Annotated in this window: 18 protein-coding genes; 2 read left to right on the forward strand and 16 right to left on the reverse strand. The window is 72.9% G+C overall.

Going from position 1 to position 23,490, the window contains the following annotated elements:
• Positions 1 to 22: 22 nt before the first annotated feature.
• The 16 genes from C6W10_RS19765 to C6W10_RS19840 all read right to left on the reverse strand — a co-directional run bounded on the left by C6W10_RS19765 (position 23) and on the right by C6W10_RS19840 (position 20,273).
• Positions 23 to 1,219, reverse strand: coding sequence for a pyridoxal phosphate-dependent aminotransferase (locus C6W10_RS19765; RefSeq protein WP_107259410.1), 1,197 nt, complete (start codon positions 1,217 to 1,219; stop codon positions 23 to 25).
• Between the two features lie 556 nt (positions 1,220 to 1,775).
• A complete protein-coding gene (locus C6W10_RS19770) occupies positions 1,776 to 2,351 on the reverse strand; it encodes a peroxiredoxin (protein ID WP_107259412.1) in 576 nt (191 codons plus the stop codon).
• Complete coding sequence (locus C6W10_RS19775) at positions 2,351 to 3,568, reverse strand: PLP-dependent aspartate aminotransferase family protein (protein WP_107264114.1); 1,218 nt, start codon at positions 3,566 to 3,568, stop codon at positions 2,351 to 2,353. Before C6W10_RS19775 ends, C6W10_RS19770 begins: the two co-directional genes overlap by 1 nt.
• Entirely contained in the window at positions 3,565 to 4,125 is a 561-nt protein-coding gene (locus tag C6W10_RS19780; RefSeq protein WP_107259414.1) for an isochorismatase family protein, read from the reverse strand. Before C6W10_RS19780 ends, C6W10_RS19775 begins: the two co-directional genes overlap by 4 nt.
• Before the next feature lie 20 nt (positions 4,126 to 4,145).
• A complete protein-coding gene (locus C6W10_RS19785) occupies positions 4,146 to 5,432 on the reverse strand; it encodes an acetyl-CoA carboxylase biotin carboxylase subunit family protein (protein WP_107259416.1) in 1,287 nt (428 codons plus the stop codon).
• Complete coding sequence (locus C6W10_RS19790) at positions 5,429 to 6,679, reverse strand: MFS transporter (RefSeq protein ID WP_159104661.1); 1,251 nt, start codon at positions 6,677 to 6,679, stop codon at positions 5,429 to 5,431. Before C6W10_RS19790 ends, C6W10_RS19785 begins: the two co-directional genes overlap by 4 nt.
• Positions 6,657 to 7,961: a GNAT family N-acetyltransferase gene (locus C6W10_RS19795; RefSeq protein ID WP_199853692.1), complete on the reverse strand. Its 1,305-nt coding sequence runs from the start codon at positions 7,959 to 7,961 to the stop codon at positions 6,657 to 6,659. The genes C6W10_RS19790 and C6W10_RS19795 overlap by 23 nt, the downstream gene beginning before the upstream one ends.
• Positions 7,958 to 9,019 (reverse strand): aspartyl/asparaginyl beta-hydroxylase domain-containing protein, encoded by a 1,062-nt coding sequence (locus tag C6W10_RS19800; RefSeq protein WP_107259420.1) that lies wholly within the window; start codon positions 9,017 to 9,019, stop codon positions 7,958 to 7,960. Before C6W10_RS19800 ends, C6W10_RS19795 begins: the two co-directional genes overlap by 4 nt.
• Before the next feature lie 26 nt (positions 9,020 to 9,045).
• Complete coding sequence (locus tag C6W10_RS19805; RefSeq protein WP_107259422.1) at positions 9,046 to 10,068, reverse strand: fatty acid desaturase; 1,023 nt, start codon at positions 10,066 to 10,068, stop codon at positions 9,046 to 9,048.
• Positions 10,069 to 10,134: 66 nt separating this feature from the next.
• Positions 10,135 to 11,442 (reverse strand): diaminopimelate decarboxylase, encoded by a 1,308-nt coding sequence (locus tag C6W10_RS19810; protein ID WP_107259424.1) that lies wholly within the window; start codon positions 11,440 to 11,442, stop codon positions 10,135 to 10,137.
• Between the two features lie 123 nt (positions 11,443 to 11,565).
• Positions 11,566 to 12,330, reverse strand: a complete 765-nt coding sequence (locus tag C6W10_RS19815; RefSeq protein WP_107259426.1) for a TSUP family transporter — start codon at positions 12,328 to 12,330, stop codon at positions 11,566 to 11,568.
• 38 nt (positions 12,331 to 12,368) lie between these two features.
• On the reverse strand, positions 12,369 to 13,340 hold the full coding sequence (locus C6W10_RS19820) for a TauD/TfdA family dioxygenase (RefSeq protein ID WP_199853693.1): 972 nt from the start codon (positions 13,338 to 13,340) through the stop codon (positions 12,369 to 12,371).
• A 126-nt stretch (positions 13,341 to 13,466) separates the two neighbouring features.
• On the reverse strand, positions 13,467 to 14,000 hold the full coding sequence (locus C6W10_RS19825) for a hypothetical protein (RefSeq protein ID WP_159104662.1): 534 nt from the start codon (positions 13,998 to 14,000) through the stop codon (positions 13,467 to 13,469).
• A 32-nt stretch (positions 14,001 to 14,032) separates the two neighbouring features.
• Positions 14,033 to 14,863 (reverse strand): ferric iron reductase, encoded by an 831-nt coding sequence (locus C6W10_RS19830; RefSeq protein WP_107259430.1) that lies wholly within the window; start codon positions 14,861 to 14,863, stop codon positions 14,033 to 14,035.
• A 222-nt stretch (positions 14,864 to 15,085) separates the two neighbouring features.
• Positions 15,086 to 18,445 (reverse strand): BTAD domain-containing putative transcriptional regulator, encoded by a 3,360-nt coding sequence (locus C6W10_RS19835; RefSeq protein ID WP_159104663.1) that lies wholly within the window; start codon positions 18,443 to 18,445, stop codon positions 15,086 to 15,088.
• 574 nt (positions 18,446 to 19,019) lie between these two features.
• The gene (locus C6W10_RS19840; RefSeq protein WP_159079133.1) at positions 19,020 to 20,273 is read right to left on the reverse strand and encodes an MFS transporter; all 1,254 of its coding nucleotides are present in this window, start codon (positions 20,271 to 20,273) and stop codon (positions 19,020 to 19,022) included.
• Positions 20,274 to 20,762: 489 nt separating this feature from the next.
• Here C6W10_RS19840 and C6W10_RS19845 point away from each other — a divergent pair, with 489 nt between their 5' ends.
• Both C6W10_RS19845 and C6W10_RS19850 read left to right on the forward strand, forming a co-directional pair.
• On the forward strand, positions 20,763 to 22,571 hold the full coding sequence (locus C6W10_RS19845) for a hypothetical protein (protein WP_159104665.1): 1,809 nt from the start codon (positions 20,763 to 20,765) through the stop codon (positions 22,569 to 22,571).
• The gene (locus C6W10_RS19850) at positions 22,558 to 23,481 is read left to right on the forward strand and encodes a hypothetical protein (RefSeq protein WP_107259437.1); all 924 of its coding nucleotides are present in this window, start codon (positions 22,558 to 22,560) and stop codon (positions 23,479 to 23,481) included. The genes C6W10_RS19845 and C6W10_RS19850 overlap by 14 nt, the downstream gene beginning before the upstream one ends.
• Positions 23,482 to 23,490 lie beyond the last annotated feature (9 nt).

Consider the following 23,490-nt stretch of genomic DNA (forward strand, 5'->3'; position numbering starts at 1 on the left):
GACGATCACGACAGCACGGGCATCAGGCCGACGCGACCAGCTTGGCGAGCCGGGTCAGCCCCTCGGCCAGGTCGTCGTCGCTGAGCGCGTAGGAGAAGCGGAAGTAGCCCGGGGTACCGAACGCCTCGCCCGGCACCACCGCGATCTCCGCCTCCTCGAGCAGCACCTCCGCCAGCTCGGCACTGCTCGCCGGCCGGCGGCCCGCGATCTCACGGCCGAGCAGGCCGCGCACGCTCGGGTACACGTAGAAGGCGCCCTGCGGCTCGGGGCAGACGATCCCGGGAATCCCGTTGAGCATCTGCACCATGGTCCGGCGGCGGCGGTCGAAGGCGGTACGCATCTGGGCCACGGCACTCAGGTCGCCGGAGACCGCGGCGAGCGCCGCCGCCTGGGCGACGTTGGTGACGTTGGACGTGGCGTGCGACTGCAGGTTCGTGGCGGCCTTGACGACGTCTTTCGGCCCGATGAGCCAGCCGACCCGCCATCCGGTCATCGCGAAGGTCTTCGCCACGCCGTTGAGGACGACGACCCGGTCGCCGAGCTCCGGCACGGTGGTCGCGATGCTGGGCGCGGTGACACCGCCGTAGGTCAGGTGCTCGTAGATCTCGTCGGTCACCACCCACAGGCCGTGCTCGGCCGCCCATCGTCCGATCGCGGCCACCTGCTCGGGCGGGTAGACCGCCCCGGTGGGGTTGGAGGGCGAGACGAAGAGCAGCGCCTTGGTGCGGGGCGTCCGGGCGGCCTCGAACTGCTCGACGGTGGCCAGGTAGCCGCTCGTCTCGTCGGTCACCACGTCCACCTGGACGCCACCGGCGAGCCTGATCGCCTCCGGATAGGTCGTCCAGTACGGCGAGACGACCAGCACCTCGTCGCCCGGGTCGAGCAGGGTCGCGAATGCCTCGTACACCGCCTGCTTCCCGCCATTGGTGATCAGGACCTGCGACGGGTCCACCCGGTAGCCGGAGTCTCGCAGGGTCTTCGCCGCCACCGCCTCGCGCAGTTCGGGCAGACCTCCGCTGGGGCTGTACCGGTGGAATCGGGGATTTCCGCAGGCCTGTCGAGCCGCCTCGACAATGTATTCGGGGGTCGGGAAGTCGGGCTCACCCACACCGAAGAGGATGACCGGCCGTCCGGCCGCCTTCATCGCCTTCGCCCGCGCATCGACAGCGAGGGTTGCCGACTCGGTAATGGCGCTGACGCGCGCCGATATACGCCTCATGTGCCCATGCTGTCATATGGGTTCCGGCACGACTCGAGCCGGTCCGGCCGAGCCTGTAGTACGGGCTTCGCGGTCAATCCCCGACCGGACTCCGGGAAGCGGTCCGGCCAGCCGTGGCAAGGGATCCGGCAGCGGGCACGGCACCCGTCCCACCCGCCGGGTGGCGTCGACAAGGGAGCTGAGGTCCAATTCGCGCGGTCGCCACGGCATTGCCGTGGGCGGCGAATTCAATTGACATCGCGGGCCGAAACGTCGGACTCCTCGGGCGGCGCCTCGCATTCTCGTCGGAACGCGACGAGAATTCCACTACTGCCCAGGTCGTGGGCGGATCTCCGCCGCGATATTCCGACACAATCGGATCCCGCGACCTCCCGGCGACCCGCACCGGGGTCACCGGGAAGCACGAGAAGCCGCGCGGCCGCGCCGTCGTCGGCGACCAGGGCCGGCACCGGTCAGCACGGCCGGTCGAACCGGCCGTGCTGACCGCGCGAGCCCCGACCAACCGGCCGCAGGCTAGCCGTCGCCCCGCGAACCGGCAGCACCGCGAGCCGGCGCCTCAGCGCACCGGGTGCCCGGCGAGCCAGTCGAGCACGACCCGGGCGTGCCGGTCCGGCGGGAAGACCGGGTAGAAGACGTGCTCGACGACGCCGTCCCGGACCACGAGGGTCAACCGGCGCAACAGGGTGACGCCGGCGACCTCGAATGTCGGCAGGCGCAGCGCCCGGGTCAACGCCAGGTGGACGTCGCTGAGCAACGGGAACGGCAGGTGCAGCCGCTGCACCGCCTCTCGCTGATACCCGGTGTCCTGGGTCGACAGCCCGGCGACCGCCGCACCGGCCGAGCCCAGCTCCGCCGCGTGGTCCCGGAAGGCGCACGACTGCGGGGTGCAGCCGCGCGCGCCGGGGATGAGGTCCCAGCCCGGCGGCGGCTCCACCCCGGGCCGGCCGGTCCGGGGGTACGCGTACAGGACCAGCCGGGTGGCGCCCGGCGGTACCACGTCGACCCGCATCTCCGTACCGTCGGTGGCCGACAGGGCGAGCGCCGGCATCCGGAGGCCGGGCAGGTGGTCGGCGGCACCGTCGTCCTGCGGCACCGGCAGGTCGGCGGGGAGCAGCAGTGGATTGTGACTCATCACAGCCTCCAAAAGCCTCGGATGGCCCAGAGCGCCCGGTGCAGGTCCTCGACCAGGTCGGCCGGGTCCTCCAGGCCGATCGAGAGACGCACCGTACCGGCCCCGATGCCGGCCTCCGCCAGCGCCTGCGGATCCAACTGGCGGTGCGTCGTCGACGCGACGTGTTGCGCCACCGTGCTGACCCCGCCGAGGGAGGTGCCGATCGCGACAAGTCCGAGCGAGTCGAGGAAGACGCTACCGGCCTCCTTGCCACCTCGGAGGGTGAGGGTCACGATCGCGCCGAACCGCTCGTCGTCGAAGAGCCGACTGGCCCGGTCGTGACTGGGGTGGGTGCCGAGGCCGGGATAGTCCACCCGGAGGACCGCGTCGTGCCTGGTCATCGCGTCGGCGATCGTCGCCGCCGTCGCGCACTGCCGGGCCATCCGCAGCGGCAGGGTGCTGAGCCCGCGCCGGAGCAGGTAGGCCGGGTCCGGCGCGAGCACCCCGCCGGTCGCCACCCGGGCGGCCCGGACCTCCCGGATCAGCTCGGGCCGGCCCACCACGACCCCGCCGACGGCGTCGCTGTGCCCGCCGAAGTACTTCGTCGCGGAGTGCACCACCAGGTCGGCGCCGTGCTCCAGCGGCCGGCACAGCACCGGGGTGGCCAGGGTGGAGTCCACCACCAGGAGCGCGCCGGCCGCGTGGGCCAGTTCGGCCAGTACCGGCAGCTCCGGCACCGCGAGCGTCGGGTTCGCCAGGGTCTCCGCGAACACCACCCGGGTCTCCGGCCGGATCGCCGCGCGGACGGCTTCCGGATCGGTCGGGTCGACGAAGTCGACGGCCAGACCGAACCGGGAGAGCACGCCGTCCAGCAGCCCGTAGGTGCCGCCGTACGCGTCGCGCGGTGCCACCACGTGCGCACCCGCGCCGGTGACCGCCAGCATCACCGCCGTGATCGCCGCCATCCCCGAGTTGAACGCCTGCCCCTCGACCGGGCCGGCGACGTTCACGGCCTCCATCTCGGCGACGGCGGTGGCGAAGGCGTCGGCGGTCGGGTTGTCGATCCGGCCGTACACGTACCCGCTGCGCCGGCCGGCGCGCAGGTCCAGCGACTCGGCCATGGACTCGAAGAGGTACGAGGTGGCCCGGTGCAGCGGCGGCGTCGGCGAGCGCTGGAGTACCGGGGGCGGGTCGGGCGGGTGGACCGCCCGGGTCGCCGGGGCGGTGCGTGGCCTCACCGCGGCCACCGCGCCGCCGGGGCCGCCGAGGTGCTCACCAGCGTCACGCCGGCGGCGCGCATCTCGTCGTACGCGGACGCGACCCGGTCCGGGTCGAACCCGGCGACGAGGTCGGTGAAGACCCGGGTACCGAAGCCCCTGCCGGCCGCGTCCAGTGCGGTGGCCCGGATGCACAGGTCGGCCGCGAGACCGGCCACGTCCAGTTCTCGGACGCCCCGGTCGATCAGCCAGTCGCCGAGGGACCTGCCGTCGCAGGTGCCCTCGAACGCGCTGTACGCGGCCCGCTCGCCACCCTTCGCGAAGACCGACGAGACCCGGCTCAGGTCCAGCTCCGGCCGGAACTCGTGGCCCGGGGTACCGAGCACGCAGTGCGGCGGGTCGCCGGCCGTCTCCGGGTAGTGGAAGTCCGCGATCGCCACCACGGCCGCGTAGTCCCCGGCGGCGCGGGCCAGGTACCGGGTGATGTCGCCGGCCACCCGCGTGCCGCCCGGCACCGCGAACGTGCCCCCTTCGCAGAAGTCGTTCTGCACGTCGACTATCACGAACGCTCTCGCCATGTTTCCTCTCCGATCGGTTGTCACTGCACGTCGACCCGTACCCGGGCCGCGACTGCCGCCGCCACCGCCTCGACGCTCTGCTCCAACGGCGCGTCGACCAGCACCGACACCGAGCGCTGTGTCGAGTCGCTCTGCTCGCCGAGCAGGTCTCCGGGGAGTCGGCTGACCAGCACCGCGTGACAGCGCGGCGGTGCCGTCGCCGGGGACGGTTCGGGTTCCGGCCAGCGGTCGTCGCGGGTCAGCCAGTGCACCGGGACGTCGGCGGCGACGTCCCGCAGCCGGCCGCGCGGATGCGGCAGGTACCGGTGGTGCACCCGGCGGCGGGGCTCCGGATACCCGGTCGGGACGCCGAGCGCCAGGTCGAGCAGGACCGGTTCCAGCGGTACGCCGGTGGCCAGCTCCCACATCAGCGTGATCCCGTCGCCGGGCGCCCGGGCGGCCACCTCCATCAGCACCGGCCCGTCGTCGGTCAGCCGGAACTCCGCGTGCGTCATCGCGGTGCGCACGTCCACGCCGCGCAGCACCTCCGCGTTGGCGGTGAGCAGCGCCTCGTGTTCCGGGCCGGTCAGCCCGCAGGCCGGACTGGTGTGCGAAAGCTCGGTGAAGAAGCTGCCCCGGTGGTTCTCGTTGGTCTCCTTGCCGGTGACCCCGGACCAGATGATCCGGCCCTCGCGGACCAGGGCCTCCACCGAGTACTCGCGCCCGTCGACCCGCTCCTCGACCAGCACGGTCTCGCCGGCGGGCAGCGCTGCCAGCGCGTCGGCCAGTTCGGCCGGGTCGCGTACCGCCCGGACCCCGGAACTCTGGAACCGGCCGGCCGGCTTCACCACCGCCGGGAACCCGACCCCGCCGAACCCGTCGACGTCGAGCGGTGCCGCCGGCCGCCAGCGCGGCGAGATCCACGGCAGGCGGGTGCGCTGGAGCAGCTTGTTCCGGCAGATCCGGGCCGCGGCCCAGCCCGGGCCGGGCAGGTCGAGCAGTTCCGCCAGTACGGCCGCCGGTTCCAGGAACGGTTCGCCGGTGGAGAGCACCGCGGCGATCGGGCGGGTACGGAGTACCGGCTGCACGGCGGCGACCACCGTGTCGACGGCGGCGTCGGGCACCCCGACCGCGTCCGCCAGGTCGGCGAGCGGGTGCCCGGGTCGGGCCCGGGCGACGGCCAGTCGCGCCGCGTCCGCGGCGTAGCCGACGACGGCGATCGGGGCGTACCCCCGGCGGCGTGCCTCGCGGATCAACCGCGCGTGCCGGGCCAGCGTGGCCAGCCGGCCGAGCAGGATGACGGCCGGTACGCCCGAGGTAGCGCTCACGACGCACACTCCAGCCGCTCGCCGACCGTCCAGAGGGTCGGCTCGACCCGCCGGGTGACGATCGCGAAGTGGACCCAGCCGAGCAGCAGCGCGGCGGCGGCGAGCACGATGGTCGGCCGGGTGCCGAGCAGTTCGGCGGCCACACCACCGACCAACGCGCCGATCCAGATCGTGCCGAAGGTGACGAACCGGAAGGTCGCGGTGACCCGGCCGAGCAGGTGGTCCGGGGCGAGCCGCTGGCGCAGCGACACGCTGTAGACGTTGAACACGGTCAGGCCGAACCCGAAGGCCAGGAACGTCACGGTGCAGAGCGCGGCGGCGACCGGGGTCGGCATGGCGGTCAGCGGGATCGCCAGCGGCGCGGCGGAGGCGACCGCCATGCCCCGGACCAGGGTGCCCCGGATGCCGACCCGCCGCTCGATCCGCCGGGCCAGCGCCGACCCGCACACCGCGCCCACCGCGCCCAGGGCCACCGTCACGCCCAGCAGCCCCGGCGAGAAGTGCAGGAACCGCACGGCGTGCACCAGGTACACCGTGAGGATGACCTGTTCGAAGAGGTTGAACCAGGCGGCCTGGACCATCAGGCTGCGCAGCGGCGGAGACCCGGCGGTGAACCGGGCCCCCTCGTGGATCCGGCGCAGCGCCCCGGCACCGCGAGTCGGCCCGGCCGGCGGCTCCGGCTGACGGATCCGGTACAGGCAGGCCGCGGCGACGGCGTACGTCGCGCCGAGCGACGCCAGCAGGGTCGAGCCGCCGACCGCGCCGACGGCGATGCCGCCCAGCCCCGGCGCGGCGATCTGCGTCACCGAGTAGGTCGCCTCCAGCCGGCTGTTCGCGGCCGGCAGCGCCGCGGCCGGTACCAGGGTCGGCAGGTAGGTGTGCGCGGCGACGTCGGCCAGCGCGGTGAGGCAGCCCACCTGGAGGGCGATCGCCGCGAGCAGCCACACGTGCACCGCATCGGCCAGCACCATGACCGCGGCGAGCCCGAGCAGGAGCGCCCGGCCGAGGTGCGCGGCCAGCATGGCCGGCCGGCGGGCCCGCCCGTCCAGCCAGGCGCCGGCCAGCAGGGTCACCACGAACACCGGGGCGTACTGCGCGGCGTTGACCAGGCCGACCTCGCCCGGCGAGGCGTCCAGCAGCAGTACCGCCAGCAGCGGCAGGACGAGCAGACCGCTCTTCGCCGCGACCTGGGACACCGCCTGCGCGGCCCACAACCGGCCGAAGTCAGCGGAGAGCACCGGCGTCACCGGACGCCTCCGTCCCAGGTTCCGGGTCCGGCCGCCCGGCGTCCAGACCGTCGTGCAGCCCGAACTCCTCGGGTACCCCGGACACGCCGCCGCGCCAGGACTTGGCGACCGCCCGCGACGACTCCACCAGCTGCCGGGACCGGCCGGCGTTGTACGCCCGGATCTGCGCGTCGCGGCCGGCCAGCGGGCTGTCGGCGGAGAGATCCAGCAGCCACAGTGGAGAGAGTCGGGCGCCGCGCAGCGCCTTCGCGTCGAACGCCTCGATGCCGGCGTGGATCCGTCGCGCCCCGGCCTCGGCCGCGATCCGGACCGGCAGGTAGTAGACCAGGTTGAAGTATTCGGCGGCGTTGGCCAGCCGGGCGTGGTCGAAGCCGGCCGACCTGAGGAACAGCGTGTCGCCCCACAGGTAGTAGCAGACGTAGCCGACCGGCTCGTCGTCGCGCAGGCAGAGCAGCACCCGGGCGGCCGGTCCCATCAGCGTCGCCTGCCGGCGCAGCGACGCCTCGTGTGCGGCGGCGGTGGTCGCCCGGCCGTACCGGGCCTCGGTACCGGCCAGCAGCCGGGCGGCGACGGCGTGGCTCTCCAGCAGCGAGGTCTCCCGCAGGGTGTAGCCGGCGCGGTCGAACCGGCGGCTCTCCCGCCGGACCAGTTCGGCCCGGCGCGGCGAGGGCAGGGACGCCAGCCAGGCGCCCCAGCCCCCCGCCGGCACCGCAATCCAGGCGTCCGGCCGGAGCAGCACCGGTAGGGTGCCGACCCCGGCCGCCCGGAAGGCCAGCACGTCGGCCGTGTCGAGGTACATCGCGACGCAGGGCGGGTGTTCCGGCGGTCGCGCCCCCAGCAGCCCGGCCTGGGCCGCCGCACCGGGCAGCTCGGTGAGCCGGTCGAGCAGCGAGGCCGCGGCCTCGGCCCGGGCCGCCGGTACCGCCCGCTCGCCGGTCTCGACGAGCAGGTGGGTCTGGTACCCCCGGCGCTGGCCGGCGAGGATCCCGACCGGTGCCGGCGCCGGCAGGCCGGCCTCGGCCAGCGCCTCCGACCAGCGGTAGAACGGGTTCCCCTCGGCGGTGATCGCGGTGACCGGCAGCGCGGCCAGCCGTCCGTCGACCGACTCCACGCCGACGGCGCCGGCGGTGCCACCGGCGTCGCCGGCACAGAGCGCGAGCCAGTCCCGCGACGAGTAGAGCCGGCCGGCCGCCAACCCGTCCCACCGCCCCGGCGGGATCCCGCCGAGATGGTCGGAGAAGACCGCACCGAGCCGGTCGGCGGAGACGGCGCCGACCGTCATGGACGGCTCGCGGCGACGGTCAGCTCGCGGGTCACCCCGCCCTGTCGGGTACGCAGGGTCACGCCGCCCGCCGGACCGGACGGCCCCAGCTGCACCGTCCGCTCGTCGCTCCAGCCCGCGAACCGGAACTCGCCGTCGCCGATGTGCACCAGGCCGAAGGTCGGCTTGTCGTCGACCAGCAGGACCAGCCGGGAGTCGCGTACGTCGACCGACGCCGCAACGGTCGGCTGCGGGCGGAGGAACTCGCCGTCGGCCTCCTCCCAGTTGGCGAACGACGCCGGCATGGCGAACGTCGTCGACCGGTACTCGCCGAGGTCGGCGGAGCAGATCGGCACGGTACGGCGGGCGAACAGCGGCTCGTGCCGGTCGAGGATGGCGCGCACGTCCGCCGGGAACAACGCGACCAACTCCGGGGTCACCAACGTGTCGATCACCATGTGCACCCGGTTGCCCGGACCGCTGCTGCGCACCATGTGGGAGCGGCAGAAGTTGCCGAACCAGAACTCGCCCGGCTGCCACTGGTACACCTCGTCGCCGAACGCCAGGATCGCTCCCGGCGAGGTGGTGATCGGGATGTGCAGCCGCAGCGTCCCCCACGGAAAGCCGTACTTCGTCTCGTGGTGTATCCGGGTCCTGGCGCCCGGGCCGAGCGACATGAGCCGGACGGCCCGCAGCGGTGCCGGGATCCCGGCGAGGATCTCGGCGAAGTACGGGGTGGATTGCAGCCGCTCGGTGTACCCGAAGCCCTCCAGCCCGGGCCCGCCCGGATCCGTCCGGGTCGGGTCGCCGCCGATGCTGCGCAGCGACAGCACCTTCCAGTCGAAGTTGGCCACGGCGCCGAGCCCGGACTCGGTGTAGAGCTGCTGCTGCTTCCACTCGGCGGTGCCGAGTCGCTCCAGGTCGGCCACCAGCCGGTCGACGTCGAAGCTGGGCGTCAGCCGGGCGGTGTGCGGCAGCGCGGTCGCCAGCGGCGGCAGGTCGGTGGGCTCGGGCGAGTCGTTCGTCGAGTACTCGGGCGTGGCCTGGACGTCCACCGCCTGGGACGGAGTCGCGGACATGTGGTCCCTCCTTGGGTCTCGATGCCTCAGCGGGTCATACAGGTCTCGTCCGCGCGGACGCTGGTGATCCGGCCCGTGATCACCAGCCGGTAGAAGTGCCAGTACGACGATTCGACGGGCACCACCCGTGGCTCGATGAGCGCGTGCAGCGACGGCGCCTGCGCCATCGGCACCCCCTGGTGATAGTGGTGTGCCGTGTGCAGGTTGTTGTAGTTCGTGTACCACTGCGCGAACTTCGAGGCCCTGATGGTGCGGGTGTTGGTCAGCACGTTGTCGTCGGACTGGGTGTTCAGCCCGAAGTGCTCCGGCATCTCGATCAGATAGTGCGCCGGCTCCGCCACCAGCATGGCCGGCAACAGCCAGACCAGCAGCAGGTACGGGCTGCCGGTGACCACCGTGGCGACGACCGCGGCGACCAGCAGCACCGCCATCAGCCGGTACTCGTACTGGATCCGGCGCAGGTCACGGGCCCGGTCGATGCCGGGGATCGGCCGGCCGAGGCAGGAGCGGACGATGTCCCGCAGCGTGGTCCGGTACCGCCCGGGGTGCAGCGCCGCCAGTGCGAAGCCGAGCCCGTACCAGCGGTCCAGGTTGCGGAAGCGGTAGTTGAAGAACTCCTGGTTCTGCGGGGTGCCGAGGAACGCGTGGTGGCGCAGGTGGTCGTGCTTGTAGTGCCAGAACGAGCTGAGCATGAACAGACCGCAGAGCACGCCGCAGATCCGGTTCCAGATCCGCCGCTGGAAGGCGTGCTCGTGCAGGCACTCGTGCTGGAGTTCGACGAGGTGCGCGTACATCAGGCCGAGCACGAGGACCGCCGCCACGGTGACGGCCCAGTGCTGGACGAGCGCGACCGCGACCCAACCGGCCACGATCAACGCGAAGGCGAAGAGGAACTTCGTGACGAACCGTCCCGGCTTCTTGACGAAGTACTCCCGGGACAGCGCCCGCCGGGCGTCCTCGCCCCGGACCGGGGCCAGCAGCGCGTTCTCTGCGGCGTCGAGCCGCTCCAGTTGGTCGTCCCGCAGCGGGATGGTGCTGGTGACAGTCATTGCATCTCCTTGCCGCGTGTGTCGGCGGGAGCGCCAGGTCGTGGCCGCACGCCGCCATCGGGATACTCAGAGGCCGGCGGGGACACGTTCGTTCGCGATGATCTGGTCCAGGGTCTGGCGCTCCCGGATCAGGTGGACCGAGCCGTCGGTGCGCCGCAGCACCTCGGGCGCCTCGGGGAACGAGTTAAAGTTCTTCATCGACATGCTGGAGGCGTAGCCGCCGGCCCGCTCGACGACCAGCAGGTCGCCGGGCTGGGTCCGCGCCAGCGGCACCGGCGCCAGTTCCTCGACCGAGCCGGGAGCGGGCGTGAGCAGGTCACCGGCGATGCAGCAGTGGCCGACGACGCAGTACCGCTCGCGGTCGTCGCGGAGTGGGCCGGAGGCCGGCACCGAGACGAGCGGGTGCACCGCGCCGTAGTAGGACGGGCGGACGATCTCGGTCAGGCCGCCATCGGTCTTCACGAAGCGGTGCCCGTCGGCGCCGGTGGAGACCACGTCGACGACGCGGGTCACCAGCGAGCCGGAGTTGGCCATGATCGCCGTACCCGGCTCCAGCTCGACCCGCAGCCGCCGGCCGGTCTCCTCGGCGAACGCCCGCAGGTCGGCGCCGAGCACCTCGGCCCACTCCCGGTGGTCGTACTCCGGGTCGCCGAGCAGGCTCTTGACCCGGTATCCCCCGCCGAGGTCGATCACCTCGACGTCCGGGAACTGCCGGGCGGCGGCGAGGAGCGCGCGGGCGGCGTTGATCAGCACGTCCCAGTGGTGCCCGGACCCGATGTGGGAGTGCAGCCGCACCAGGCGCAGGCTGTGCCTCTCGACCAGCCGCTTGACCTCGCCCAGATCCTCGTGCCAGATGCCGAAGCTGGAGTTGGGACCGCCGCTGGTCAGCCGGTTGACCAGCCCGGAGCCGAAACCCGGGTTCAGCCGGACCGAGACGGCGCCGCCGGGGAACGCCCGGCCGTACTGGTCGAGCTGGCGCAGCGAGCCGGCGTCGAACCGGAGGCCGGCCTCGATAAGGCCCCGCAGGCGGTCGTCGAAGACCGCCTCCTGGGCGGTGAGCAGAATCCGCTCCGCCGGGACGCCGGCACCGACCACCCGGAGCGCCTCCCAGACCGAGCTGGTGTCGAAGTCGAGCCCGAGCCGGTCGAAGATCCGGATCACCGCCCGGGTCGGGCAGGACTTGACCGAGTAGCGGACGGTGAGGCCGTACGGACTGGAGAGTGCGGCCAGGCTCCGGGCCGCGGCGACCATGGAGCCTTCGTCGTAGACGAAGACGGGCGTTCCGTACCTCTCCGCGATGTCGCGGACCTCCTCGACGCGGAGGAACTTGAGCTGCTCGATGGGGTCGCTGACGGCATGCCGTGGATCACTCACAACCGGTCCCTTCCTGACCCGCCGGTTCACGGCCGGCGACGTTTGTCCGGAGTGATACGGACGGTAGGGAAGACGGATTTGGCGGCTATTTCGCGGTGATGTTCCGGCAGCGGCGAGCCGGCCCTACCACTGGTCGAGCGCGAGTTTGCCGACCATGGCCGTCACCACCACCAGGAGAACCACCCGGACGAAGCCGGAGCCGCGCTTGAGCGCGGTGGCCGCGCCGAGCCGCGCGCCGAGGATGTTCAGCACCGCCATGGCCAGGCCCACCAGCCAGACCACGTGGCCCTGCGCCGCGAAGACCAGCAGGGCACCGAGGTTCGTCCCCGCGTTGACCACCTTCGCCATCGCGGAGCCGTGCACGAAGTCCTGCTGGAGCAGGCCGATGAAGGCGAAGATGAGGAACGTTCCGGTGCCGGGCCCGAGCACCCCGTCGTAGAAGCCGATGACGACCCCGGCCAGGAGCAGCGCGGCCAGCCGCCGCATCCGGGTCACCACGGCGTCCTGCTGCACCGTGCCGAACTGGGGTCGGGTCACCACGAAGACCGCCACCAGTAGCAGCATCACCATCACGACCGGCCGGAAGTAGCCGACCGGCACCTCGGAGGCCGACAGCGCGCCGAGTCCGGAGCAGACGACCGCCAGCCCCGCCGCCCCGGACAGGAAGCGCCAGTCGAGCTTGGTACGGCGCGCGAAGGTGATCGCCGCCGTGGTCGTACCGGTGATCGCGGCCAGCTTGTTCGTGCCGAGGGCCGCCGCCACCGGCAGGTTCGGCATCGCCAGCATCAGGGCGGGGATCTGGAGCAGTCCGCCGCCCCCGACGACGGCGTCCACCCAGCCGGCCGCGGCCGCCACCAGAAGCAGCAGGGCCAGGTCCGCGAAGTCCATTCGTCCACCTCTGGTTCGGCTCGTGTCGCGCTGCGCGCTCAGAGCACGCCGGCGATGGCGTCCATCGACGGCAGCACCCGGGCGTGGGTGCTCATCTGCTCCGCCCACCGCGGCACCGCCCGCAGCGAGTAGAAGCGTCGCAGCCACCGGTCGGCGCCGTCGTACCGGGGACGGAAGGCCGACCGACCGTGCGCGGCGACGTGGTTGTCGAGGACCACCATCTCACCGGGCGCGAGGACGAGGTCGCGGGCGACCTCCTCCAGCGCCACGGCCAGGGCGTCCAGGGCGTGCCGGCCGGCGGTGCTCGTCGCCCGGGTGTTGTGCGAGTTGTACCGCATGAACAACGAGTCCCCGCCGCCGAAGAGCACCGGGTGCGGCCCCGACTCGGCGCGCGGCCGGTCCGGGGTGTTCCGGCTGAACGACGTCGGGTACAGACTGGTGTACTCGCACCGCCGCAGCGTCGCGATCTGCTCCTCGGTCAGCAACCGGTACGCCTCGCGCACCGAGGCGACCCGGGTCGCCGCCACGGCCTCGTGGTCCTGGCGCAGGCAGAGCAGGCCGAGGAAGTCGGGGCGCAGCGGGTGGTGCACGTTCTCGGTGTGGAAGTCGAAGGCGACCGCACCACTGTTCTCGATCCGGTGCTCCTCGTTGCGCACCGGGTGCACCTCGTGCACGAGCGCGCCGTTCTTCTCGTCCGCGTACCCGACCAGCCGACCGAGCGCGTCGGCCACCATCGCGAGCAGTCCGGTCGTGCCGTGCGCCGTCAGCGGCGTCGCCTGGTGCCCGTCGGGCGTCGGCGGCAACTCACCGATCTCCAGGCCCCGGATGAGCAGGAAGCCCGAGGCCGAGGCGCCGGCGCCGAACTCCGCCAGGGCGTTGCGCAGCCCGGTCGGGAGTTGGGCCGCGCAACGCCGGACCCGTTCCTCGTGCAGCAGCGGATCGACCGCAACTCCCTGGGCGAGGTCCCAGATCCTGCCCCGCTCCTCGACCTCCACGATGTATTCGCTCACGGAGCCAGCCGTCAGTAGCATCGGATCCTCCCGATTCACGTACCGCACAGGGAGACCACTCCTGGTCGAAGCGGTCCAGCGCGCCGAACGTATGGCGGGCGGATGTGATCCCGATTTCGGGTTGATTTACCCCCAGGTGAGGGCGTGCCCCGACCGGTCCGGGGCGTGCTCCCCGGCCCGCGGCGCAGCGCCCTGCCCGGCGGCGGTCCGGCCGGCACCGACCCGGCCCGGCCCGGTCGGCTGGTTGCGGTGCGACTCAGGCGCCCCGGCGCGGTGCGACTCGATCGCCTCGGCGCGCTGCGGCTCGGCCGCCTCGGCGCGGTGCTCGCGCAGCAGCCGGGCGAACCGCCCGCGCAGGGCCGTCACCTCGGCGGCGACCTGAGCGCCGACCCGGTGCCCAAGGTCGCCCGCCGAGGCGCCACGCACCCGTACGACCCGGCTGGTCCACCAGGTGCCACCCGCGGCCCAGTCCTCCCGGAGCGTGGCGTGGACGCGTACCACCGCGCTGTCCACGCCGAGCGTGACGTCGAACCGGTAGTCGCCGTCGGACAGGTACGCCACGATGGTCTGGCGGGAGTTCGGGGGCAGCGCGCGCAGCGCGGCGACCACCTCCGGCAGGGCGTGCCGGGGTTGGGCCAGCGGAACATCAGCCGTTGACATCAGTACCTCCTCGCTGTCCGTCCGGGCCGCGGCTATCCGCCCAGGCTGTCGAGCGGCCGCTGGACGCTCCGCGACCAGCGCAACGCGCAGCTCTCACACGGATCCAGCCCGGACACGGTGAACGCCATGCAGCAGGTCCGTCGGCGTACCCGCAGCGCGCCGGTCCCGGTCAGGTCCAGCCGGACCAGGTCCTCCACCCCGAGGGCGCGCAGCAGCGTGCCGGCGGTGGCGAGCGCCTCCTCACCGGCAAGGCCGGGCGCGCGCTGCACGTGCCGGGCCACCGCGTTCGCCAGGCCACCCCGGAGCGGCCGCTCGCCGATCCGGGTGAGGTCGCAGACGGCCAGCGCCAGCGGGCGCAGGTGCCGTTCGACGATCGCCTCCCGCATGGTGCGCAGCAGCACCGCCTCGTCGGGTACCACCCTCGTCGCCCCGGCACCGGCGCTCGGGTCCGTGGCGAGCACGGTCACCAGCGGGTTGCGCATGCCGAGGACGACCCACGGCTCCCGGCGCGACACCCGGACCAGCATGTTGCCGGCGGAGAGCACCGGCACCCGCCGCGACGACAGGTAACCGGCCACCGCGGGCAGGGTCAGCCAGTAGGTGTACGCCTTCCAGGTCAGCACCGCCGACACGTGCAGGGGGACCCGCAGCGTACGTACCTTGCCGGAGAGCAGCCGCTCCAGGCCGGCGCCGGCGACCAGACCCACCGCGGGTAGCCAGCCGGCGACGTCGGTGACGACGAGCGGCTCGGCGATCGCCACCTGTTCCGGCCCGGTGCGGCCGTGCAGCCTCGGCATCAGCCGGATCGTCGGGGCCAGGACACCGGCGGTCGCCGGCTTGTCCGCCACAACCGACGGTGCCATGCCAACACCTCCCGTGAGGGCGCGATCGCCCCGGTCGAGCCACCGCTCCACCGGACGCTAACCGGCGCCGATTTGCCGTCGATTTCGTCGCCTCGGCAGGGCGCCGCCGCGGCTCCACACCGGCCCCGGCGACGGCGTACCCGCCCGGCACGCCCCGGCCGGCCGGGCATCCACCGGGCGCTGCCGCCCGGCGCGTTCCGGGCCGGCCGGCAGCCGGCGTCGCTACGACACGTTGCCGGCGGACCGGCCGGCGACGACCATCCGTAGCGGTGCCCGGCCCGCCGGCGGCCCGGTGCGGGCACGGGTGACCCCGAACTCCGCCCGGAGCCGAGCCGCCTCGGCCAGACACTGCTCGGCCAGCGACTCCGCGCCGGCCGAGAAGTGCACCTCGGCGAGCGCGGTGAGGCCCCGGGCCAACCAGACCAGCGAGTGGATCTCCTGCGCGGCCCGTACCGCGTCGGTGAGCAGCCCGATCGCCCTGGTGGTCTCCCCCTTCATCGTGTGCAGCTCGCCCAGGGCGATCAGGGTCTGCACCTCGACCAGCCGGTCCGGCACCTCCCGGGCGATCGCGAGCGCCTGCCGGAACGTGCTGTCGGCGATCCGGTAGAAGCCCAACTTGAGGCTCACCCGGCCCTTGCCGTACAGCGCGTGTGCCTGTCCGCGCGGGTCGCCGATCTGGTGCACCAGCGCCAGTACCTCGTCGAAGGTCTTGTCCGCGGTCTCCAGGTCACCCGTTGCCAGGTGCAGTTCACCGAAGAGGTAGAGCGACTGTGCCCGCGCCCGGCCGTTGCTCCCCTCGGCGACGGCGAGCGCCTCCTCCATGTACGGGCGAGCCCGTTCCGGCTGGCCCCGCTCCAGGTATATCTGACTGGTCCAGCGCAGCACGTGCGCCTGCGCGCCCCGGTCGCCGGCCTCGCGGAGCAGCCGGCACGCCGTCTCGTACCGGCGCAGGGCCTCGTCGGTACGGCCGTAGACGCTGTCGATGTACGCGACCTTGCGCAGCGCGAGCCCGTACCCGTGCCAGTTGCCGATCTCGTCGAAGATCTCCAGCGCGCCGCCGAGACGTTCGGCGGCCTGCTCGTAGCGCTGCTGGACCACGTACAGGTCGCCGAGCCCGGTGAGGAGTACCGCCTCGCCGCAGCGGTCGTTGGCGGCGCGGGCCGCGAAGAGCGAGACCTCGTGCGTCTCGCGCCACTCGTCGTAGTGGCTACGCACGCCGAACATCGACAGGGCGGTGCCGGCGAGGTCCCAGCAGAGCGCCGACATCCCGGCCGCTGCCGTCTGCCGGACCGCGGAGACGATCGTCCGGCGCTCGGCGTCGTACCAGGCCAACGGGGCCTCGGTGAGGCGCTGCACCGTCCGCTCGTCCAGCCGCCAGCGCGGCGCCGGCCCGTGCACGACGACGTAGTCGCCGCCGTAGACCCGCCGATGCGCCTGCTCGGTCAGGTGCAGCAGCGCGCTGCACACCCGCCCGACCGCCGCGGTCCGTTCCTCGGCGGACTCCGCCTCCTCGACGCGCTCCCGGGCGTAGAGCCGGACCAGGTCGTGGAAGCCGTACCGGAGGTTGCCGGTGGCGTCCCGGCAGAAGACGTCGACGAGGCGGGCGTCGACCAGCCGTTCGAGCAGGTCCTCCGCCTCCTGCATGCTCGACTCCAGCAGCGGCGCGGCGACCCACGCCGCGAAGTCCACGACGTCGAGCAGGGCGAGCCGGCGGAAGAGCAGCCGCGCCGCCGGTTCGAGTGCCTGGTAGGACAGGGCCAGGCTGGCCCGTACCTCCAGCGAACCGTGCGCCAGCTCGTCGAGTCGCCGGCTCTCGTCGGCCAGCCGGGTGACCATCTGCGCCAGGGACCAGTGCGGCTTCGCCGCCAGGCGGGCGCCGATCACCCGTACCGCCAGTGGCAGCCCGCCGCAGAATCGGGCGAGGTCCTCGGCCGCCCGGGGCTCGACCTCGACCCGGGACGCGCCCACGATCCAGGTCAGCAGCTGGATCGCCTGATCGCTCTCCAACGCCGCCAGGTCGACCAGGCGCACCCCGGCCAGGCAGGTGAGACGGTACCGGCTGGTGATCAGGACGGCGCAACCCGGCGAGCCGGGCAGCAGCGGCTCGATCTGCCGTTCGTCCGCGGCGTTGTCGAGCACCAGCAGCACTCGCCGGTCGGCGAGCAGGCTCCGGTAGAGCGCGGCCCGCGCTTCCAGTCCGTCCGGGATCGTCGAGGTGTCGGCGCCCAACTCCCGGAGGAACCGGGTGATCACCTCCAGCGGGTCGGCGGCGGGCTGGTGGGCGCCGCGCAGGTCGACGTAGAGCTGCCCGTCGGGGAAGACCGGGCTCAGCCGGTGCGCCACGTGGATCGCGATCGTCGTCTTGCCGACGCCGCCCCGGCCGGCGACGAGCGCGATGGGCAGGACCGCGCGGTCGTCGGGGGTCAGTGCCCGTTCCAGCTCCTCCGCCTCGCCGTGCCGGCCGGTCAGGTCGGCGATGTCCGCGGGCAGCATCCGGGGCCGGATGTCCGGGTGCCGGCCGGCCCTGGCCGTCTCCGGGCGTACCGGTTCGGCGGATCCGGGGCGGACGTCCGGGATCGCGACGGGACCCAGCAACCGGCCCGGTTCGACGCCGCCGGGGAGCGCCTCCGGACCGCCGCCGGGGGCGAGGTCCGGAGCAGCCGGCGCGGGTCGCCGGACGGGTTCGCCGCCTCCGGCCGGGAGGTCGTCGGCGTGCTCGCCCGCCGTCGGTACTTGGTGCGTCGCCGCGCCGGCACCGGTCCCGGCGGCGGGGTCGCGCACCCCACCGGTCCGCCCCGCCGCCGACGCGGACCTGGCCGGCTCCGGTGCCTCATCGGCCATCTCCGGGCCCGGTCCACCGGCCGGTGGCGACAGCTCGCCGCGCAGGATCGCCCGGTGCGTCGCCTGGAGTGCCGCACCCGGGTCCAGCCCCAGTTCGTCCTTGAGCACCCGGCGGGCGTCGTGGAATGCGTTCAGCGCGTCGGCCTGCCGCCCGGCCCGGTACAGCGCGACCATCAGCCGGACCCGCGCCTTCTCCCGGAGCGGGTGCTCGGCGACGAACGCCTGGAGCTGGCTGATGATGTCGACGTGGTGCCCGAGCTGCAACTCCGCCTGGAAGTACTCCTCGGTCAGCGCGAGCCGGCGCTCCTCCCACTTGATGATCTCGGGTTGGAGGACGCGGCTGGTGATGCCGGCCAGACAGCGGCCACGCCAGACGGCGAGTGCGGCCCGGAGGCGCTCCGCCGCCACCTCCACGGCACCGTCGGCGAGCGCTTTCCGGGCGGCGGCGGCATGCTCCTCCACCACGTGGGTGTCGATGCTGCCGGGCGCCGGCCGCAGCAGGTAGCCCGGGGCCCGAGTGGTGATGATCTTTTCGTCGGCGCCGGCCGCGCTGAACTTGCGGCGGAGCGCGTGGATGCAGATCGCGATCTGGTTCGCCGGGGTGGCCGGCATCCGGTCCTCCCACACCGCCTCGGCGATCCGGTCGGCGGGGGTCACCTGGCCTGGGTGAAGCAGCAGCATCGCCATGGTGATCTGCTGCCGGCCGAGCGGGACGGCGATCTGTCTGCCGCCGACGGCCACTTCCAGAGGACCGAGTATTCGAAATTGGACAGACTGACCCATGGTTGGCAAATCCCCCCGTTGCGCCCCGCTGTCGGTACCAATGGCGACTGTGGACCGGGAGTCGCGGACAGCAGGACCAGACAACGGTGAGACCCTCACCCGGGTCCGGCTGCCGTACGCGTCGAAGCGGCACGTCTGCAGCACCGCCGATCGCTACAACTCTCGGCTCTGTGCCGCCATTGGCCGGGACCGATAGTTGCACGCTGCGAGAGCCGTCGGCAACACTGCGCCACCCGGAAAGGCCGAGCCGGTGACGCCGAGTCACTACGCGGGCATCCCCAGGCGGGCCCGGGTGCCCGACCGCCCACCGCCGCACCCGCGCCCCCGGAGCCCCACTACTGATCGTAGTGTGATCTGCATCACTAAAGGACGGTCGACGGCGGGCGGGAAATCGCCGGCAAATCAGCGGCATAACCGGGGCGCATACCGTCGCCCCGGTCGCATCCCGAGCAGGTAGTCCGGCGGGTCAGGCGCGCTGAGGAGGAACGATGCAGATCGTCTGGACACTCTCGACCAACCGCCTCGCTCACGATCACTCGCCGTCGCCGGGCACCGGCGAGACGGCGGACTCACGAGCCGGCCGGAGGAGTCCTCGGTACGCCACCGCCGCGCTCGCCACGCTCAACACCGTCGCGGCGAGGAAACTCCACCGGGCGTTGCCGCCGGCCGCCTGCGCGACCAACCCGAACAGCGCCGCACCGACCGGGTTGGCGGCGAAGGCCAGCGTCCGCGCGGTCGCGGTGACCCGGCCCAGCACCTCGCGCGGCACGATGCGCTGCCGGAGCGTGCGGATGTGCACCGAGGCGAAGACCGACAGCGCACCGAGGAGCCCGTTCGAGATCGCCAACTGGAGCGGGTTGGCCGAGCCCGCCAGCGCGAGCAGGGAACCACCCAGCGCGATCACCGACCAGGCGATCAGGGCCTGCGCGGAGAAGCGGTCGGCGAACCAGGCGGCGAGCCCGGTGGCCACGATGCCGCCCAGGCCGGCGGCCGCGAGTACCACGCCGGTCCAGATCGACGTGGCGTGCAGCCCCCGGTCGGCGTGGAAGACCACCAGCGTCTCGGCGGCGATCACGAAGTTGATCACCGCTTGCAGCGACACCAGCCGGACCAGGAGGGAGTTGGCCCAGATGTAGCGCAGACCGGCCCTGGTCTCCCGCCAGATCCCGGCCAGCCGCTCACCGAGCCGGCCGGTCTCCCGCTCCCCCGGCGGGCGGTCCCGGAATCGCAGCGGAACCAGGGTCACCACGGACACCGCAAACGTCGCGGCATTCAGCCAGAGGCATTTTTCGACACCGATGGTGGCGATCGCCACGCCGATTGAGGCCGGCCCCAGCAGCAGCCCGACCTGATTGCTGAATTCCAGTTTCGCGTTCGCTCCGGTCAGCTGCTCCGGCGCGATACTGTCCTGCACCGCGACCGCGAGCGCGGTTTCGAAGAATATGCCGGCCGAGGCGGCGGCAACGGCCAGCGGAACTATCCATATACCGCCGTTGAATGTGGCGACAATCGGCAGAACAAGGAAGGTGACGGCTCGGACGACATCACAGAAAATCATCGTACGCCGCACGTCCCAGCGATCCACGAAGGTGCCCGCGGTGAGGCCGAACAGCAGGTAGGCGATGGTGCGTGCCGCTGCGGCCAGCGCGGTGGCGACCGCCGAACCGGTCACGGTCAGCACCAACAACGGGATCGCGAGCGCTGCGGCGCCGTCGCCGATCACCGACACACTCTGGCCCGACCAAAGCAGCCGGAAGCGCCAACTCTTCGTGCCCTGTAATTGCACCTGACAACTCCCAACCCAGATAGCTCATTCGGCCGGACCAGGCCATTGTTCAACGAACGTCGTCGATCATAAACGGCCCGTCAAGTGAAGTTCGTCACACCGTCTCCTCACGCTTTTCTCTTGCCCGCCGGAATCTTTTGCGGTCAATATTGACAACACCGGTGGCCCGGGGTGAAGAATCCCGTTCACTGAGTCATCCAGACCCCCATCGAATTCGAAGGAGGTGTACGACATGGACCAGCAGCTCACCGTTGAGGAGCTCCAGGAGCTCGCCGAGGTTGCCGAGCGCGCCGAGGAGGCGGCGGCCGCCCTGCGCGCCGCGGTGGTGGAGTAACCACCGCCCGACGGCCGGGGCCGTGGTCCGCGGCCCCGGTCGTCCCACCCGATGAGCACACCACCGACCACACGCACTAGTTGGAGGATGCCATGAGCCGCCTTCGTCGAACCGTGCCCTTCCTCGCCGCCGGACGCGCTCGGAGCGAGTCTCGCGTGCTGCTGCTCGACCGGGTCGAGTTGTCGCTGGCTCAGGCGTCCACCGAGGTGTTCGCCCGGGCCGCCCGGCCACTCGGGCTCGGTCCGGCCGACCGTTGCCTGCCTGCCGCCGAGGTCGAGCCCATCGTCGAAGCTCAATACCAGGCGTGTCTGGAGTATGTCTACGGGCACCCCGTCTGGCAGCGCTTCCGCGACGGCGCCGCCCGGCACGCGCTCTTCGCGTACCTGATCGAGTCGCGGCACTACCTGGCCGCGGCGCCGTTCCGGATGGCCAGCGGCGTCACCGACGCGCTGCGCCCGAGCGACCTCGTGCGGCTCCAGGCGCACCACGTGGTCGAGGAGGCCAACCACGACACGTACTTCGAGAACGGGCTCGCCGCGCTCGGCGTGCCCCGCGAACTGCTGCGGGAAGCCCGGCCGTCGCCGGTGACCGTCGAGTGGGTCCACCTGATGCGCACGGTGGCGGCATACAGCCCGTTGGCGGCCGGGATCTGCTCGGGGCTGCTGGAATACACCGCCGGGGACAACGCGGCGGTCACCGGCTGGCACCAGATGCTCGTCGCGGAGGGACTGCTCAGCGACGAGGCCGTACGCGCGATCTTCGAGCACGTGGAGACGGACCTCGGTCTCGGCCACGGGTCGAACTGGCGCAAGGCGCTGCACGCGGCGAAGGTCGTCCCGGTCGAGGAACTCGCCGACTGGCTCAACTCCGTCACCCTGGTCGCCGAGATGATCGTGCGGTGGCTGGACACGTTCGAGACCGGCCTCTCCGGCGACGTCGTCGCCGCGCTGCCCGCCCTCACCCTCCCCGCCGACGCCACCGTCCGGGTGTACGCCGGCGAGGTGGACGGCCTACCGGTCTGGCCCGCCGAGGTGTACCAGTCCTTCGCCCACGGGCCGCAGAGCAGCGCCGCAGGGGTGCGGCAGTCGCTGGCGCTGGCGTACGCCTTCGGCGGGAAGGCGGCGGACCGGCCGGGCGGTACGACCACGGAGCCCGGCACCACGGAATCCGGCACCACGCCGGCCGTGGCGGCCCGCGACTTCGTCAGTCGGGCCGGCAACGGCTGGATCGGCAACGGGTCCGCGCTGGACCTGGAGAAGCTGGTGGAGAGCTGGCTCGGCGCCATCGATGGACACGAGCTGTGGCGTGAGCTGACCGAGCGGCCCACGTACCCCCTGGTCTACGGGTGGATGGCGGAGAACTACCACTACGTCTCCGGCATCTGGCAGCACGCAGGGGCCGCGATCTCCACCTGCCCCGACCCGCTGATCCGCAACGAGCTGGTGCAGCACCTCATCGAGGAGTTCAACCACGGCAAGATGTTCCGGCGGGGCATCGACGCGGCCCAGGGCGGCCGGTACGCCACGCTGCCGGTGGCCTCGGCCCGACCGCTGCCGACGACGGTGGCGTTCATCGGCACGCTGCGGGAACTGGGTCAGCGCAACTGGAAGGCGTACGTGCTGGCGCTGGCGTACCTGCAACTGTCGCTCTCCGCCGGCGACAACGGCGTGCACGAGCGGCACGAGCGGTTCTACCAGACGATGGCCCGGGAGCTGCCGGAGAGCGAGCGGCTGGTGTCGGCCATGCGCCGGCACGACGACGAGGACACCCGGCTGGGGCACGGCGACGATACCCGTACGCTGCTGCGCCTGCTCGCCGAGCGGCACACCGTCGACGCCGAGACGGTCGCCGCCGCGGCGCTCGTCCCGCAGCTGACGTGGAGCTTCCTCGACGGGATACGGTGCCACTACCGGCATGGTGACGCGGCCGTACTCCAGCGCGTCGGTTGGCATGTCACCGCCTGACCGGTCGCCGGAGGGCTTCGAGGTGGGCCGGGCGGTGGCGCTACGCCACCGCCCGGTCCCGGCCGCACTCCGCCGGCTGCGCGCGCTGGTGCGGGACGGGGTGCCCGCCGGGGCGGCGGCCGGGCTTCGCGACCCACGGATCCCGGCCGGGGCATGGGACTCGGTGCTCGCCCGGGAACTGGCACTGACCCTGAGCTGGGCGGCCCGACGCGCACTCGCCGGGGCGGCGCCGGACGCCGGAGCGCTCCCCGGCGCCGCCTGGTCCGGCGACGGTACGGTGGTCGCCCTGCTGCCCCGGCACGGCCACGCGGTGCACGTCATCCGCCGGGCCCTGCCGTTCGCACTCTGCGGCCGGCCGGTGCGGGTGCACGGCCACGACGTCGACCGGACGGTGCTGCGGCGCTGTACCGCGACCGTCGCCGAGCTGCTGGAGCTGCCCGGCCTGACCGCCGGCGACGAGCCGGCCAGCGCGGCGGTGGCCGGCTGCGGCCCGGACGACCTGGTGGTACTCACCGGCCGGGTAGCCACGGTGGCGAAGGTGCGCGCCGTCACGACCGCCCGGGTGCTGGCCGCCACCGGCGACTGCGTCGTCCTGGTCGGCACCGACCCGGCCCGGCTGCGCCGCACCGCCGAGGTGCTGCGGCGGCACGACCACCCGGAGAGCTGCACCCGGCTCGGCGGCGTCCGGGTCGGCGACCTCCACGGGCCCGCCCTGGACGGGTCGGCGGCCGACGCCTCGGCGCCACCGCACCCCTCCGCGGTGTACCGGCTCAGCGGCGACCTCGGCGAGCCGCCGCTGGCCCAGTACGGCTACACCTGCCTGCCGTGCGACGTCGACGGGGTGGTCGGCACCCTGGTCGGCTTTGCCCGGGATCCGATCGGCGGCTGGCCGGGCGACTTCCTGGTCTGACCGCCGCGC

It is taken from the genome of Plantactinospora sp. BB1 (assembly GCF_003030385.1).
In the GTDB taxonomy this organism is placed as follows: domain Bacteria; phylum Actinomycetota; class Actinomycetes; order Mycobacteriales; family Micromonosporaceae; genus Plantactinospora.